The following is a 13,052-nucleotide window of genomic DNA, read 5'->3' as shown; positions in this document are numbered from 1 at the left end:
GAGCGGCGCCACCGGTCCGGACGTCGACGACGCCGTCCGGACGCTGCTGCTGCTCATGCCCCGGATGGTGGGGCGGGTCAAGCGCATCAAGGTGCCGGAGGAGCTGGCGTCGCTGACGCTGGCGCCCCGTCACCTCTCCCTGCTCGCGTACCTCCTCTTCGACGGCCCCCAGAGCGTCAACGAACTGGCCGCGCGGCTGGGGGTGGCCCCCACCACCGTCAGCCTGATGGTGGGGGACCTCGCGAAGAAGGGGGTCCTGGAGCGGCACGAGGACCCCGCCGACCGCAGGCGCAAGATCGTGTCGATCGCGGAGGAGCGCAGGAGCGCCATCGACGGCTGGCTCGGCCGCAGCGCCGGCGCCTGGCGGGCGGCCCTCGCCCCGCTGGGACCGGCCGAACGGCGGATGTTCATCGACACCCTCGCCGCGTACGAGCACGGTCTGGCCGACGCAGAAGAATGACCGGAACGGGCCGGCCCCCGGCGGCGGGAGTCCGGCCCACGAGCAGGAAGAGGACGGATGAGTTCGAGCACCAAGGCGCTGACCCGGGAGTGGACCACGTGGGGGCCGGTGGTGGCCCTGCTTGCGCTGGTGCTCGCCTGGGGGCGCGACCTGCCGGCCCTCGCCGTGGCGGCCGTCGCGCTCTGCCTCGCCGCCGCGGTCCTCGCCGCCGTCCACCACGCCGAGGTCATCGCGCACCGGGTCGGCGAGCCCTTCGGCTCCCTCGTCCTCGCCGTCGCCGTCACCGTCATCGAGGTCGGACTGATCGTCAGCCTCATGGCGGGCGGCGGCGAGAAGACCGCGACCTACGCCCGGGACACCGTCTTCGCCGCCGTCATGATCACCTGCAACGGCATCGTCGGCCTCGCGCTGCTCGTCGCCGCGCTCCGCAACCGCGTCGCCGTCTTCAACGCGGAGGGCTCCGGCGGCGCGCTCGCCACCGTCTGCACCCTCGCCACCATGACCCTGGTGCTGCCCACCTTCACCACCAGCCAGCCCGGCCCCGAGTTCTCCGGCGCCCAGCTCGTCTTCGCCGCCGTCGCCTCCCTCGCCCTCTACGCGGTCTTCGTCGGCGTCCAGACCGTCCGCCACCGCGACTACTTCCTCCCCGTCACCCCCGAGGGCAAGGAGTGCGCGGAGGACGACCACGCGGACCCGCCGACCAAGGCCGCCACCCTCGCCAGCCTCGGCCTGCTGCTGGTCGCGCTGATCGCCGTCGTCGGCAACGCCAAGGTGATCTCCCCGACCATCGAGGACGGCGTGCAGTCGGCCGGGCTGCCCAAGGCCGTCGTCGGTGTCGTCATCGCGCTGATGGTCCTGCTGCCCGAGACGCTCGCCGCCGTGCGCGCCGCCCGCCGCAACCGCGTGCAGACCAGCCTCAACCTCGCCTACGGCTCCGCGATCGCCAGCATCGGCCTCACCATCCCGTCGATCGCGCTCGCCTCCATCTGGCTGTCCGGGCCCCTGGTGCTCGGCCTGGGCCCCCTCCACATGGTCCTGCTCGCCCTCACCGGTGTGGTGAGCGCCCTGACCGTGGTGCCCGGACGGGCCACGCTCCTCCAGGGCGGCGTCCACCTCGCGCTCTTCGCCGCCTTCGTCTTCCTGTCGTTCAGTCCCTGACCACCACGACCCGCAGCGCGGGCGAGCGCAGGATGTCCTTCTCGCAGAAGCGGGAGACGACCCAGCGCTCGCCCGCGTACAGCTTCGTCTGGTCGCTGAAGTGCGGCGAGAGCGGATTCGAGGACTGGCCGTACGTGAGCAGGGTGCGGGCCACCGGGCAGCGCCCGCCGTCCCAGCCGACCGCCTGCACGTGGCTGGTGCCGTGGGCGACCTCCACGTAGCCGCCGGCCGCCGCGTTCCACACCGCCTCCGTCTTGTTCCAGACGCCCAGCGACTCCGTCCCGCCGCTCACCGGGATCCGCTCCCCGCCCCGCACCACGAACTGGTGGTCGCGCAGCGGCGCGTCCAGCGGGATCCCCGCCGCCCGCAGCTCCGCCACCGCGTCCGCCAGCGCCTGCGCGAAACCGGCCGTCCCCGTGTCGAGCCCGCGCGGGGTCCGCACCGGATCCGCCGCGGAGAACGGCACCTTCCACTGCCGCGCCACCGGCACCGAGGCGGTGAACCTCCGCCAGAACCGGTCGAAGAGCAGCGCGCCCCGGCTGTCCGCGTCCATGGTGCCGTCCCAGGCCTCCAGCACCCGGCACGCCCCCGGCTCCGCCGGCAGCGCCGCCGGGCAGGCGGCCGCCAGGTCCGGCGCGGCGAGCCCGGCGGCCGGCACCCGGTCGGCGAACTGCTGCCGCTGGAGGTCCGCCACCGTCAGCCGGCCGCGCGCCGCCATCGCCGCCACGTCCGCGATGCCGCCCCGGGTCCGCAGCGAGCGCGGCGTGCCGATGGTCCCGAAGACCCGCTCGTATCCGGTCAGCGGCCGGTCCGCGTTGGTCAGCCAGGCGCTGTCGTTGGAGTTCAGCGCGTACGGGGCGTCCTCCAGCACCGGCAGCCGGGACGGCCCGAAGATCCCCGGCTGCAGCGCGTCCGGGTCCGAGCCGAGCGCGCACGCCGTCCGCGCGCCGTCGAGGACGGCGACGCCCGACGCCGGGTAGACGACCCGGCCGAGCGGGGTGGAGCAGCGCTCCACGAGCTCGTCGGTGATCCGGGGCAGCACCTGCGCCTGCGCGAAGTAGCTGTGCCCGGCCGCGTCCGCCGCGATCGTGTTCACCCACGGCAGGCCCTGGGTGCGGCGCAGCGCCGCGGCGACGTCCGCCGTGGAGCGGGAGCGGGCGAGGCCCAGGGCCGTGTCGGAGCCGCGCAGGTTGGCCGCCCCGGGGTCGTGGAGCGCGTACGCGGTGGTCGTCGTCCACGGCAGCGGCAGGCCCGCGCCGAGCCCGCTCGTCACCGGCCCGTACCGGGTCCACCACTGGGTACGGGTCACCAGGGCGCCGTCCCGGTCCGCCACCGTCACCGTCCGCGGCGTCATCCGCTCCGGCCGTCCGTCCACGAGGTACGCCGTCGGATCGCCCGGGACCAGCGTCAGCTGGTGCAGGTTCAGCGGCACGCCGGTCGCGACCGTGTGGCTCCAGGCGACCTTCTCGTTGAAGCCGATGCTGACGACGGTGGTGCCGAGCAGCGAGGCGCCGGAGACGTTCAGCTCGCCGGGGATGGTCTGCTGCGCCTGCCAGAACCGCCGGCCGCCCTGCCACGGATAGTGCGGGTTGCCGAGCAGCAGCCCGCGCCCGTTCGCCGTCACCGCGCCAGAGAAGGCGACCGCGTTGGAGCCCATGGTGGCGTTCTCCGGCGCGAACAGCGCCCGCGCCGCCTCCGCCACGGCCTCCGGGGACGGCTCCCCGGCCGCGCGCGCCGCCGCGCCCGCGGCCGGCGGGCGGGCCGCGGTGATGCCGTCGACCGCCCGGCCCTGGCCGCCGAGCACCGACAGGGCGAAGCCGCGCCGGGCCACGTCCACGGCCGTCACCGGCCGCACCCACGCGGCGCCCGCGCAGGCCGGGTCGGTGATCCGGTTCTGCCGCAGCCAGGCGTTGTACCCGGCGGCCCACCCCCGCATCAGCTCTTTCAGCTCGCCGCTCGGGCCCGCCGGGGCCGGGGTGCGGAGCAGCGCCTCGACCGTGCCGGCGTCCTTGACGCCCCGGAAGTACAGGTCGCCGGCGAGGTTGGTGCCGGCGGAGGAGAGCGAGCCGTCCGGTGTGCCGGACGCCCCGAAGTGGCGGGACCGCTCGCCCGCGACGGTGACGAAGCCGTCGGCGAGCACGCACACCTGGTCGGCGGCCTGGGCCCAGCCGGTGCCGAAGCCCAGGTTCGCGTAGTCCCTGGCCAGGATGTGCGGCACGCCGTACTCGGTGTACCGGACGACGGCGCTCAGCCGGCCCGCGGACGGCCGGAGTTCACGGTCGGGGCCCGGCGGGCCGGCCGCGGCGGTGGCGGGGAGGAGCCCCGCGGTGAGGGCGGCGAGCGCCGCGCACACCGGCGCGAGCCGTCCTCGGGAACGGCGGGGGAGTGGGATGCGGACAGGCATGGGTGCCTCCCAACGGAGCGGTAGGTGCTCGTCGGGCCATGGAGCCAGCACCCGCCCGCACTGTCAACATCCCGTTCGGTATCCGAGGCCGCGGGTTTTCCGCGGGCGTCCCGGTACTTGACCCCCTGTGCGCCCGCGCCCAGGATCCAGCCATGGAACGAGGACTCCTCCACCGCACCGTCGACGGCGTGCTGCGCGCGAGCGCCGAGCGCGTCCCCGCCCGCACCGCCCTGCGGTACGCGGACCGCGCCTGGACCTACGCCGGGCTGGACGCCGCCGTCTCGACCGCCGCGGCCGTGCTGCGCCGCGAGCCGGGACTCGTGCCGGGCGCCCGGGTCGCCACGTACGGGCACAACTCCGACGCCTACCTGATCGCCTTCCTGGCCTGCGCCCGCGCGGGTCTCGTCCACGTCCCCGTCAACCACCACCTGACCGGCGACGACCTCGCCTACCTCCTGGACCAGTCCGGGAGTTCGCTGGTCCTCGCCGATCCCGCGCTCGCCGGGCGGATCCCCGCCGGCGTGCCGGTCCGGGCCCTGCGGGACGCGCCGGGCTCGCTCCTCGACGCGCTCGCGGAGCCGGAGCCGTACGACTCCGACAGCGACCCCCGCGACCTCGTGCAGCTGCTGTACACCTCCGGCACCACCGCCCTGCCCAAGGGCGCGATGATGACCCACCGGGCGCTCGTGCACGAGTACGCCAGCGCCGTCGAGGCCCTGGACCTCGCCGAGGACGACCGCCCGGTGCACGCGCTGCCGCTCTACCACTCCGCGCAGACCCACGTCTTCCTGCTGCCCTACCTGGCGGTCGGCGCGGAGAGCACCCTCCTCGAAGGGCCCGACCCGGAGGCCCTGTTCGCGCTGGTCGAGGAGGGCCGTGCGGACAGCCTGTTCGCCCCGCCGACCGTGTGGATCGCCCTGGCGAACCACCCCGGCTTCGAGCGCCGGGACCTGTCCGCGCTGCGCAAGGCGTACTACGGGGCCTCGATCATGCCGGTGCCCGTCCTGGAGCGGCTGCGCGCGCGCCTGCCCGGGCTCGCCTTCTACAACTGCTTCGGCCAGTCGGAGATCGGCCCGCTCGCCACCGTCCTCGGCCCGGACGAGCACGACGGCCGCATGGACTCCTGCGGCCGGCCCGTCCGGCACGTCGAGGCGCGGGTCGTCGACGAGGACGGCCGGGACGTCCCCGACGGCACCCCCGGTGAGATCGTCTACCGGTCCCCGCAGCTCTGCGAGGGGTACTGGGCCAAGCCGGAGGAGACCGCCGCCGCCTTCCGCGACGGCTGGTTCCGCTCCGGCGACCTCGCGGTCCGCGACCGCGACGGGTACCTGACGATCGTCGACCGGGTGAAGGACGTCATCAACTCCGGCGGCGTCCTCGTCGCCTCCCGCCAGGTCGAGGACGCCCTCTACACGCACCCGGCGGTCGCCGAGACGGCCGTGATCGGCCTGCCCGACGACCGCTGGATCGAGGCCGTCACCGCCGTGGTGGTGCCGCGCGGCGACGTCACCGAGGACGAACTCCTCGCCCACGCCCGCGGGACCCTGTCGTCCTTCAAGGCCCCGAAGCGGATCGTGTTCGCCGATGCCCTGCCCCGCAACGCCAGCGGCAAGATCCTCAAGCGGGAGCTGCGCGACCGGTACGCCGGCGCCTGACCGGCTCAGCGGCGGCGCAGCACCTCCGCCGCCCGGGAGAATCCGTCCGTGCCGTGGCCCAGCGCCACGGTGCGGCGGGCCAGCCCCTCGACCGCGCGCATGACGCCCGAGTCGATGGCGTGGTCCTCGGCGGCGTGCACGACGTGCGCCATGGTGGACACCGCCGAGGTCACCGGGTTGATCGCGCCGGAGTACGTGCCGTCCTCGACGTCCCCGGCCAGCTCCTCGAACAGCGGCGGCAGGATCTGCGCGATGCCCTGCGCGAACGGGGCCAGCTCGCGCGGCGTGATGCCCTCGGCGTCGGCCAGCGCCAGCGCGTGCACGTACCCGGCCATCGACGTCCAGAAGATGTCGAGCAGCGCGATGTCGAAGGCCGCCGCGCGGGACACCTCCTCGCCGAGGTGCGTGTGGGTGCCGCCGAGCCCGTCGAGGACCGCCTTGTGCTCCTCGTACGTCCCGGCGGGGCCGCTGAACAGGAACACGCCCGCCGGCGAACCGATCGTGACGGCCGGCGTCATGATGGCGCCGTCGAGGTAGCGGATGCCGTGGTCCCCGGCCCACGCGCCGGTGTCCCGGGCCCGCCCGGGGGTGTCGGCGGACAGGTTGACCAGCGTACGGCCCTTGAGCGCGGCCACGACCGGGTCCTGGCGCAGCACCGCGTCGGTGGCGTCGTAGTTGACCATGCAGATCACGGTCAGCGGGCTCGCGGCGACCGCCTCGGCGGCGCTCGCCGTCAGGACCGCCCCCCGCTCGACGAGGTCGCCCTCGCGCCCCGGCGTGCGGTTCCACACCGTGGTGCGGACCCCGGCCGCGAGGAACGCGCCGGCCAGCGCGCGTCCCATCGGGCCGAGCCCGAGCACGGTGACGGCGGGCTGGGACGGGGTGGACTCGGTGGTGACGGACATGCGTGAACTCCTGTGCGGTGACGTGCGGATTAAGGTGGAGGGACGCGGCGGACCGGCCGCGCACGGATCGGGAAAGGGACGACGATGGCGCGCATCCGCCTCGACGACGGCGACGCGGTCTGCGGGGTCGCCGCCGCGATCTCGGTGATCGACGGCAAGTGGAAGACCCTGCTGCTGTGGCTGCTGGAATCCGGGCCGCACCGTCCCGGCGCACTGCGCCGGCAGATTCCGGGGATCAGCGAGAAGGTGCTGACCCAGACCCTGCGCGAGATGGAGGCGGACGGCCTCGTGCACCGCGAGACGCACGACGTGGTGCCGCCCAAGACGGTCTACTCGCTGACGGACGCCGGGCGCGCGCTCTCCCTCGCGCTGGCCCCGCTCTCCGACTGGGGCCACGACCACCTCGACCGGCTGGCCGAGGAGCGGGCCGTCGCCTCCTGACTCCCGCTCCCTTCCGGATCCGTGAGAGGCGCCGTCCCTGCCGACGTCCTCACCCTCTCCCGGGGCGCCGGCGGCGACAAGTACCCACTAAAAAGTGGGTACTCCGCGCCGCCCCACCCCGGGACGGTCACTTCTCCCGCAGGTCCACGATCCGCTTGAGCTTGCCCACCGACCGCTCCAGCGTCTCCGGGTCCACCACCTCGACCGCGACCGAGACGCCGACGCCGTCCTTGACCGCCCGCTCGATCGCCCGGGCCGCCTCCGCGCGGTCGCCGGGCGTCGCGTCCGCGCGCGCCTCCGCCCGTACCGTCAGCGCGTCGAGCCGGCCCTCCCGGGTCAGCCGCAGCTGGAAGTGCGGGGCGACGCCGGGCGTCCGCAGCACGATCTCCTCGATCTGGGTGGGGAAGAGGTTCACCCCGCGCAGGATGATCATGTCGTCGCTGCGGCCCGTCACCTTCTCCATCCGGCGGAACGCGGGCCGCGCGGTGCCCGGCAGCAGCCGCGTGAGGTCCCGGGTGCGGTAGCGAACCACCGGCATCGCCTCCTTGGTGAGGGAGGTGAAGACCAGCTCGCCCTCCGCGCCGTCCGGCAGCACCTCGCCCGTCACCGGGTCCACCACCTCGGGGTAGAAGTGGTCTTCTGCACACATGTGCCCAGATCTATACCATGTGTGTAGAAGAACGGAATTTCCCCATGCGTGCCAGCCCAGATCTTCACGAGGCGTACATCGCGTACCGGGACGCGATGAAGAGACGCCACGTTCCTGCGGGAACGATCAGGACCTACGAGAGGATCGCCAGGCAGCTCGCCGCCGCCTACCCCCGCCGACACTTCGCCGGCCTGACGCGCGACGACCTGGCCGACTTCCTGTACGGGAAGGATGGGATCCTCCACGGGCTGTATCCGAACACGGCTACTACATACCGCGCGGCGCTGCGTTCCTTCCTCAGATACGGAGTGGAGCAGGGGTGGGTGCGGCAGGCTCCGGCCCTGCCGGAACCCGCATTCCGACAGCGCGGCCCGAAGCCGCAAATCCCGCCGACTCGTCTGACCGAGGCCGAGCTGGCCCTGGTTATGGAGCGAGCGCCGAACCCCATCATGCGAGGCGTTGTCGCGGTCGCAATCTTCACCGCACTCCGAATATCAGACGTCAGAAAGATCAAGATTCAAGATCTCAACATCCATACCGGAGAATTGGCGGTATGGATTCAGAAGACGGGCGCATATGACGAGATGCCCGTAACGCTTGACCTGGAAGAGGAGATTCGCTCGTATATGGGTTGGTACACAACGAATGTGGGACCGGCCCTCCCGGATCACTACATGTTCCCTGGATTCGACAGGCATGCATTCCACGGTCGGGGGATGCGTAACTACGACCCCACCCGCTGCATCTCTTATCAGTGGTGCCACAATCAGCTCAAGCCGCTCTATGCGGACTGCGGAATACGCGTTGAATCGCGCGAAGCGTGGCACGTACTGAGAAGATCCGCTGCTCGAATCTACTTCGACCGACTACGCCATGACCTATCGCACGACCATGCGCTGAGGCAGACCATGGTGTTTCTGGGGCACCAGAAGGCTGAGACTACAGAGCGATACCTGGGTGTGCAGGCGGAGATTGCGGCCCGCAACGAATCCCTCCGAGGGAAGCGGTTCCTCACTGCGGCACCTGAAAACGTCGTCGATCTCAACGCGTACCTGGGATCGCGCAGTCGCCGCTCTGAATCCTGAAGCCGGCCTCCGTCATCAGGCCGGGATGAATGTCGCCCTTGTCGGGCGGGGACCCAAAGAGGTCCCCGCCCGCAAGAGGTGTATGAGATCGACGGTCATCGCGCTCGGGGCCTCAGGCCCTTTCGTCGCAGCACCCTCAGGCGCATCCCGCCTCACGCTCCCCGCTAAGGGGTTCGCCTGGCAGGGCGTCCACGCGTCGAAGTTGTTCGTCTTCGCGAGGACCTTCGCACGTTGCCTCCAGGGGACGTGCTATCGCTCCACGCTGCCGTTTTCTTGGGGAGGGGCGGTGCCCTGTCGGTGGGGACGACCAGGAGGTTCCGATCCGCTGTTGCGAGCCCATCGGCCTGACGTCATGGGGGTTCCACATGTCCCAGAGCCTGCCTTACGGTGTCCGGATTGACCGGCCTGTCCGACTTGCTCTGGTTGTAATCCTGCGCCGGTTTTTCACCGAATGCAACCCCTCTCGATCGCAAAGTTCAAGATCTTTTTGCTCTGTAGAAAGCTGCGCCAGTCGATCAAATGACAAGATTTTTTTGGGCCACGAATCCCTTGCAAACAGGCGAAGACTTGCTGGTCGGAACGGGTTGCTGATCCCGTAAAGGCTTGACTCCTGCTTGCGGGTGGTGCAATCGTGGAGCTGTCTGGTACTTGCGAAAAGTAGGTGGCCGTGGTTACATCCCGGCCTTCTTCACCCCAACAAGGAACTCGGGCCCCCAACCTCTGGGTTCGACGAACACCCCTCAAAGGGGAAGGCGCATGAAGCAGAGGCTCAGGAAAGACCAGGAATACTGGGGCGAATGGCTGGCTCGCAGCATCGCCAACTCGGGTAAAAGTCAAGCCGAGTTGGCGAAGTTCGCCGGGGTGAGTGACCCGCAGGTGACCCGATGGAAGAAGGGGACCCTCCCTACCCCCGAAGCCGCCCAGAAGATCGCCGAGTTCTTCGATGTCAATCCGCTTCGGCTGGCGGTGACGGCGAAGCTGATCTCCCCGGAGATGGCCGGCGTGGACAGGCTTCCGCTTCCTGACGACTCGGCGCAGCGTGAGGCGGAGCGCGAGGTCGTTGCCAGCTATCTCAGTAAGAAGCTGACTCGGGAGAGAGATAGGGAGGTATTGCTCCAGGCATTGGAGGCATTGAAGGCGAGGGATACCATTGAGGGAGCCACGTCTGAAGAGATAATGGCGGAGGCGCTGAAGCGCACAGAAGATGCAGTGGAGGCTCTGGGCCGACTACTGAACCCGAATAGTGAATCAGGCACATGACAACCAATGATGCAAGCAGGGGCATGCCTGTAGATCAGACGGAGCGTCTGATCGCGCAGGCGGACCGCCTGATAGCCGCAATGGAATCCATAGCCGACAGGTCGGGTATACGTATCTCGACAGTGGAGGAGCGGCAGCAGAAGCAGCGAAGGATGGTACTTGCGCTCGGCATAGCCTTCGGCCTGATCTTCATCATGCTGATCGCCGTCATCCTCATGGGGGCCGATATGCGTCATCAGGCCCAGGAGATCGAACGCATACAGGACCGGGTCACCGGACAGGTTCTGTGCCCGTTGTACCAGCAGTTCATCAATGCCGACACGCCGAAGGCGCGCGAAGCCGCCAAGCGTACCGGCCAGGACTTGGAGGTGCGGGACCGCGCCTTCGCCGTCATCCGCCAGGGCTACCAGACCCTGGACTGCGAGAACGTCTCCGTCATCCGGAAGTGAGGCGCGCCATGAGCACCACCGGCCGCCAGACCGAATCGAACCAACCCCGCAAGCCCCGTCGCGTCTTCCTGTGGGTCTTCCTCGCCATCCAGGCCCTGTTCCTCCTTCTGGTCATCCTCGGCGCCTCCTCCGGTGCCGGCGCCCCGGAGGACTGCGGCACCCTCGCCCGCGAGACCTGCAATGATGCGGAGAGCGCCGGCACGGCCATCGGCGTCGGAATCCTTATCGCTCTCTGGGCAGCCGTCGACCTCATCCTCGGCGTCACCTACGCCATCTATCGGGTCTCGCGGCGCGGATAGGGGTGGGTGTCGTGGCCAAGTGGATGGTGGCCCTGCACGCGACTGTGGGCATGCGGCTCGAAGTGGAAGCCGACAGCTACCGCGAGGCCCAGCTCAAGGCCGAGGAGCTGGCGAAGAAGAAGACGGTGCCACGGCCGGCCTCCTGGACGCCCGTGTACACGACCCGTATAGATCGCAGATAGATCCAATCGGACATCGCGCCCTCTACTGGTGAATCGCAAGTAGGGGGCGTATTCGTATCCGCTTATGACCCTTCATGGTGATGGCATCGGTGGTATGTATAGGGAGTGAGCTATCACCCCAATGAGCGTCGCTACCTCGGCGAGGAGCTGGTCGAGGAGCGGGGGCGCCCATACGCTGCCGTACTCGGTGCCATGGCCGGGCTGGCGATCCGGGCCGACGGGTTCACCGGATCTCGGCAGAAGACAGTCAAGAGCGAGGTCGCAGGGATGCGCCGGGCTCTGGTCATCATCCTCAAAACCGAGCACGACATGACCGAGACTGACGCCGAGCGGACCGTGAAGGCTGACGAGCAGCGCTGGCGCGAGGCGACCGCCAAGGACGAAGCCTCGATCGATTCGGCTATGTAGACGACCCTGAAGGAAGGGCACCGCAAATGGCTGTGCGCGTAGTACAGGTAGACGAGTCGCAGAAGGACGAGCCCGGGGTCGAGAAGGCTACGACCACCATCGGCGGACTCACCCTCACGACTTACGCCCGACTCGAACGGGTCGACGACATCGACAACAAGACGACCGAGAACGTCGTCGAGGTCGAGATGCTGATCCCCGTCGAGGACGAGGACGCCGAGGAGGACGGCCCCACCTTCATCTTCAACCGGGCCGTCGTCGACATGGGCGAAGCCACGCTCAGGAAGTACCTGAAGGCCATCGAGCCCTTCGCCGAGAAGGCACGTCTGGTGGTGGCGACGCCGAAGCCGCAGGCAGCCCCGACGGGTGCGGCCCGCAGCCGGGAACTCACCGAGTGGGGGCACAGGGCGAAGAAGTGGCTGCGCGGCGCCGGCCACGAGGTCAAGGACCGTGGCCGTGTGCCTGCCCACCTGGAGGCGATCTACGTGAAGAACAACCCCGACGACCCGAAGCCGGAGTAGTCGGAACGGCGAGGCCCCCTCCGCCAGCTCGGCGGTGGGGGTTTTCTGTTACGACGCCTCGACCTCGGCCATCAGGAGCCGCAAGGTCAGCGAGTGCTTGTCGGGCGGAAGAGCGTTGAGGGCCGCGCGGGCGTACCGCGCGCCTCCCACTCGGTCGCCCGACCGGGCCAGCATCAGTCCCCGGTGCATTTCGAGGTGGGTGGCGAACCGGGGAAGCGAGGCGGGAAGCTCTCGGCGGGCGGCCTCCTGTGCCTCCACTGCCGTCTTCTCGTCTCCCAGGCGCGCGGCCAGCAGGGAGATGAAGACGTTCATCCGCCACCACGGAACGGCATAGTCGGATGTCTGCTCGTGCGACCCGACAGCGTCGAAGACGCGCCGTCCGTCGTCCAGCAGCTGCCGGGCCGTGGCGTGGTCACCGCGCAGCACCGCCACGTGCGCCTTGCCCATGATGGCGTTCAGCAGCCCGAGAGACGGCTTCTCGCTGATGGCCATGGCCTGGTCCGCCAAGAGGTCCGCGACCCCGAGGGACGCCCCCTCGTATCCCAGGGCGATGGCTGCGCGGCCGCGCACCCACACGCGAGCCTGATCGTCTCCTGAGCGGTCAGCAGACTCCGCTGCGAGGCGGTACCAGTTGACTGCCCGGCTTCCGTCATTACCGGGGAACGTCTTTGCGTAGAGCGTCATCAGACGCGCTCCCACGGACCAGAGGTGTGACTGTTCGAGCTGCTGCTGGACGACAACCAGCTCGCCAGAGACGCGGCGCTGGATGTCCGCCGCCCCCAGGCTCATGTACTCCGTTCCGTAGTTCGCCAGCTTCTCCTCCCAGTCGTCGGAGGTCGGTCCGCCGCGCAGGCGGGCGCCGAAGCCGGCGGCGAGCAGGTCCGAGGCGACGATGGGGGCTATGGCGGTAGCGGCCACGTCAGACAGGAAAGTACGACGCTTCATTTCGCTCTCAAGGACGGCTAGGGGTACGTCGAGCACGGCGGACAGGCATCGGAGGTAGAAGTTGCCAGGCTCTACCTTCGAACGCTCCCAGCGGCTGATGTACTCCCGATCGATGTTCGTACCGAACGCCTCGTTGATCTCGCGAGCAAGGCGTCCCTGCGACCATCCTCGGGCCTTACGCAGGTCGTGAATCAAGGCCCCAACGCTCATAGCCTCATCTTGCCCCTAAGA

The 13,052-nt window shown here is 70.0% G+C and carries 14 protein-coding genes and 1 pseudogene; 11 read left to right on the top strand and 4 right to left on the bottom strand.

Annotation, left to right across the window (positions count from 1 at the left end; genetic code table 11):
* Positions 1 to 55 precede the first annotated feature (55 nt).
* Complete coding sequence (locus ACFVQZ_RS03415) at positions 56 to 460, top strand: MarR family winged helix-turn-helix transcriptional regulator (protein ID WP_051787871.1); 405 nt, start codon at positions 56 to 58, stop codon at positions 458 to 460.
* A 57-nt stretch (positions 461 to 517) separates the two neighbouring features.
* On the top strand, positions 518 to 1,618 hold the full coding sequence (locus ACFVQZ_RS03410) for an ionic transporter y4hA (RefSeq protein WP_030495001.1): 1,101 nt from the start codon (positions 518 to 520) through the stop codon (positions 1,616 to 1,618).
* Here ACFVQZ_RS03410 and ACFVQZ_RS03405 read toward each other — a convergent pair.
* A complete protein-coding gene (locus ACFVQZ_RS03405; protein WP_383619296.1) occupies positions 1,608 to 4,022 on the bottom strand; it encodes a penicillin acylase family protein in 2,415 nt (804 codons plus the stop codon). The two genes, ACFVQZ_RS03410 and ACFVQZ_RS03405, sit on opposite strands and share 11 nt — an antisense overlap.
* A gap of 152 nt (positions 4,023 to 4,174) precedes the next feature.
* On the opposite strand from ACFVQZ_RS03405, the gene ACFVQZ_RS03400 reads away from it, so the two are divergent.
* Positions 4,175 to 5,677, top strand: coding sequence for a fatty acyl-CoA synthetase (locus ACFVQZ_RS03400; RefSeq protein WP_383619294.1), 1,503 nt, complete (start codon positions 4,175 to 4,177; stop codon positions 5,675 to 5,677).
* Positions 5,678 to 5,682: 5 nt separating this feature from the next.
* On the opposite strand, the gene ACFVQZ_RS03395 is transcribed toward ACFVQZ_RS03400, so the two are convergent.
* On the bottom strand, positions 5,683 to 6,582 hold the full coding sequence (locus ACFVQZ_RS03395; RefSeq protein WP_383619292.1) for an NAD(P)-dependent oxidoreductase: 900 nt from the start codon (positions 6,580 to 6,582) through the stop codon (positions 5,683 to 5,685).
* An 84-nt stretch (positions 6,583 to 6,666) separates the two neighbouring features.
* On the opposite strand from ACFVQZ_RS03395, the gene ACFVQZ_RS03390 reads away from it, so the two are divergent.
* Positions 6,667 to 7,023, top strand: coding sequence for a helix-turn-helix domain-containing protein (locus tag ACFVQZ_RS03390; protein ID WP_030494997.1), 357 nt, complete (start codon positions 6,667 to 6,669; stop codon positions 7,021 to 7,023).
* Positions 7,024 to 7,150: 127 nt separating this feature from the next.
* On the opposite strand, the pseudogene ACFVQZ_RS03385 reads toward ACFVQZ_RS03390, so the two are convergent.
* Positions 7,151 to 7,663, bottom strand: a pseudogene (locus ACFVQZ_RS03385) (phenylacetate--CoA ligase); the annotation flags it as partial.
* A gap of 53 nt (positions 7,664 to 7,716) precedes the next feature.
* Here ACFVQZ_RS03385 and ACFVQZ_RS03380 point away from each other — a divergent pair.
* From ACFVQZ_RS03380 to ACFVQZ_RS03350, 7 genes are all read left to right on the top strand, one after another.
* Positions 7,717 to 8,757, top strand: a complete 1,041-nt coding sequence (locus tag ACFVQZ_RS03380) for a tyrosine-type recombinase/integrase (RefSeq protein ID WP_383619290.1) — start codon at positions 7,717 to 7,719, stop codon at positions 8,755 to 8,757.
* A 756-nt stretch (positions 8,758 to 9,513) separates the two neighbouring features.
* On the top strand, positions 9,514 to 10,017 hold the full coding sequence (locus ACFVQZ_RS03375) for a helix-turn-helix domain-containing protein (RefSeq protein ID WP_383619288.1): 504 nt from the start codon (positions 9,514 to 9,516) through the stop codon (positions 10,015 to 10,017).
* Positions 10,014 to 10,466: a hypothetical protein gene (locus ACFVQZ_RS03370; protein ID WP_383619286.1), complete on the top strand. Its 453-nt coding sequence runs from the start codon at positions 10,014 to 10,016 to the stop codon at positions 10,464 to 10,466. Before ACFVQZ_RS03375 ends, ACFVQZ_RS03370 begins: the two co-directional genes overlap by 4 nt.
* A gap of 8 nt (positions 10,467 to 10,474) precedes the next feature.
* Positions 10,475 to 10,765: a hypothetical protein gene (locus ACFVQZ_RS03365; RefSeq protein WP_383619284.1), complete on the top strand. Its 291-nt coding sequence runs from the start codon at positions 10,475 to 10,477 to the stop codon at positions 10,763 to 10,765.
* 11 nt (positions 10,766 to 10,776) lie between these two features.
* Entirely contained in the window at positions 10,777 to 10,947 is a 171-nt protein-coding gene (locus ACFVQZ_RS03360) for a hypothetical protein (protein ID WP_383619282.1), read from the top strand.
* 105 nt (positions 10,948 to 11,052) lie between these two features.
* The gene (locus ACFVQZ_RS03355; RefSeq protein WP_383619280.1) at positions 11,053 to 11,355 is read left to right on the top strand and encodes a hypothetical protein; all 303 of its coding nucleotides are present in this window, start codon (positions 11,053 to 11,055) and stop codon (positions 11,353 to 11,355) included.
* A 26-nt stretch (positions 11,356 to 11,381) separates the two neighbouring features.
* The gene (locus ACFVQZ_RS03350; RefSeq protein ID WP_383619278.1) at positions 11,382 to 11,876 is read left to right on the top strand and encodes a hypothetical protein; all 495 of its coding nucleotides are present in this window, start codon (positions 11,382 to 11,384) and stop codon (positions 11,874 to 11,876) included.
* A gap of 48 nt (positions 11,877 to 11,924) precedes the next feature.
* Here ACFVQZ_RS03350 and ACFVQZ_RS03345 read toward each other — a convergent pair whose 3' ends face one another.
* Positions 11,925 to 13,031 (bottom strand): helix-turn-helix domain-containing protein, encoded by a 1,107-nt coding sequence (locus ACFVQZ_RS03345; RefSeq protein WP_383619277.1) that lies wholly within the window; start codon positions 13,029 to 13,031, stop codon positions 11,925 to 11,927.
* Between the last annotated feature and the right edge of the window lie 21 nt (positions 13,032 to 13,052).

The organism is Streptomyces sp. NPDC057854, from assembly GCF_042797055.1.
GTDB lineage: Bacteria > Actinomycetota > Actinomycetes > Streptomycetales > Streptomycetaceae > Streptomyces.
The sequence above is the reverse complement of the archived record's forward strand: the minus strand, read 5'-3'. Positions and strand labels throughout refer to the sequence as shown.

What these genes read in the sequence shown, in the direction of transcription:
- ACFVQZ_RS03410 (WP_030495001.1), top strand. Translation starts at nt 518, where the DNA reads ATGAGTTCGAGCACCAAGGCGCTGACCCGGGAGTGGACCACGTGGGGG.
- ACFVQZ_RS03405 (WP_383619296.1), bottom strand. Translation starts at nt 4,022, where the DNA reads ATGCCTGTCCGCATCCCACTCCCCCGCCGTTCCCGAGGACGGCTCGCG.
- ACFVQZ_RS03345 (WP_383619277.1), bottom strand. Translation starts at nt 13,031, where the DNA reads ATGAGCGTTGGGGCCTTGATTCACGACCTGCGTAAGGCCCGAGGATGG.
- ACFVQZ_RS03370 (WP_383619286.1), top strand. Translation starts at nt 10,014, where the DNA reads ATGACAACCAATGATGCAAGCAGGGGCATGCCTGTAGATCAGACGGAG.
- ACFVQZ_RS03380 (WP_383619290.1), top strand. Translation starts at nt 7,717, where the DNA reads ATGCGTGCCAGCCCAGATCTTCACGAGGCGTACATCGCGTACCGGGAC.
- ACFVQZ_RS03350 (WP_383619278.1), top strand. Translation starts at nt 11,382, where the DNA reads ATGGCTGTGCGCGTAGTACAGGTAGACGAGTCGCAGAAGGACGAGCCC.
- ACFVQZ_RS03365 (WP_383619284.1), top strand. Translation starts at nt 10,475, where the DNA reads ATGAGCACCACCGGCCGCCAGACCGAATCGAACCAACCCCGCAAGCCC.
- ACFVQZ_RS03415 (WP_051787871.1), top strand. Translation starts at nt 56, where the DNA reads ATGCCCCGGATGGTGGGGCGGGTCAAGCGCATCAAGGTGCCGGAGGAG.
- ACFVQZ_RS03400 (WP_383619294.1), top strand. Translation starts at nt 4,175, where the DNA reads ATGGAACGAGGACTCCTCCACCGCACCGTCGACGGCGTGCTGCGCGCG.
- ACFVQZ_RS03390 (WP_030494997.1), top strand. Translation starts at nt 6,667, where the DNA reads ATGGCGCGCATCCGCCTCGACGACGGCGACGCGGTCTGCGGGGTCGCC.
- ACFVQZ_RS03375 (WP_383619288.1), top strand. Translation starts at nt 9,514, where the DNA reads ATGAAGCAGAGGCTCAGGAAAGACCAGGAATACTGGGGCGAATGGCTG.
- ACFVQZ_RS03395 (WP_383619292.1), bottom strand. Translation starts at nt 6,582, where the DNA reads ATGTCCGTCACCACCGAGTCCACCCCGTCCCAGCCCGCCGTCACCGTG.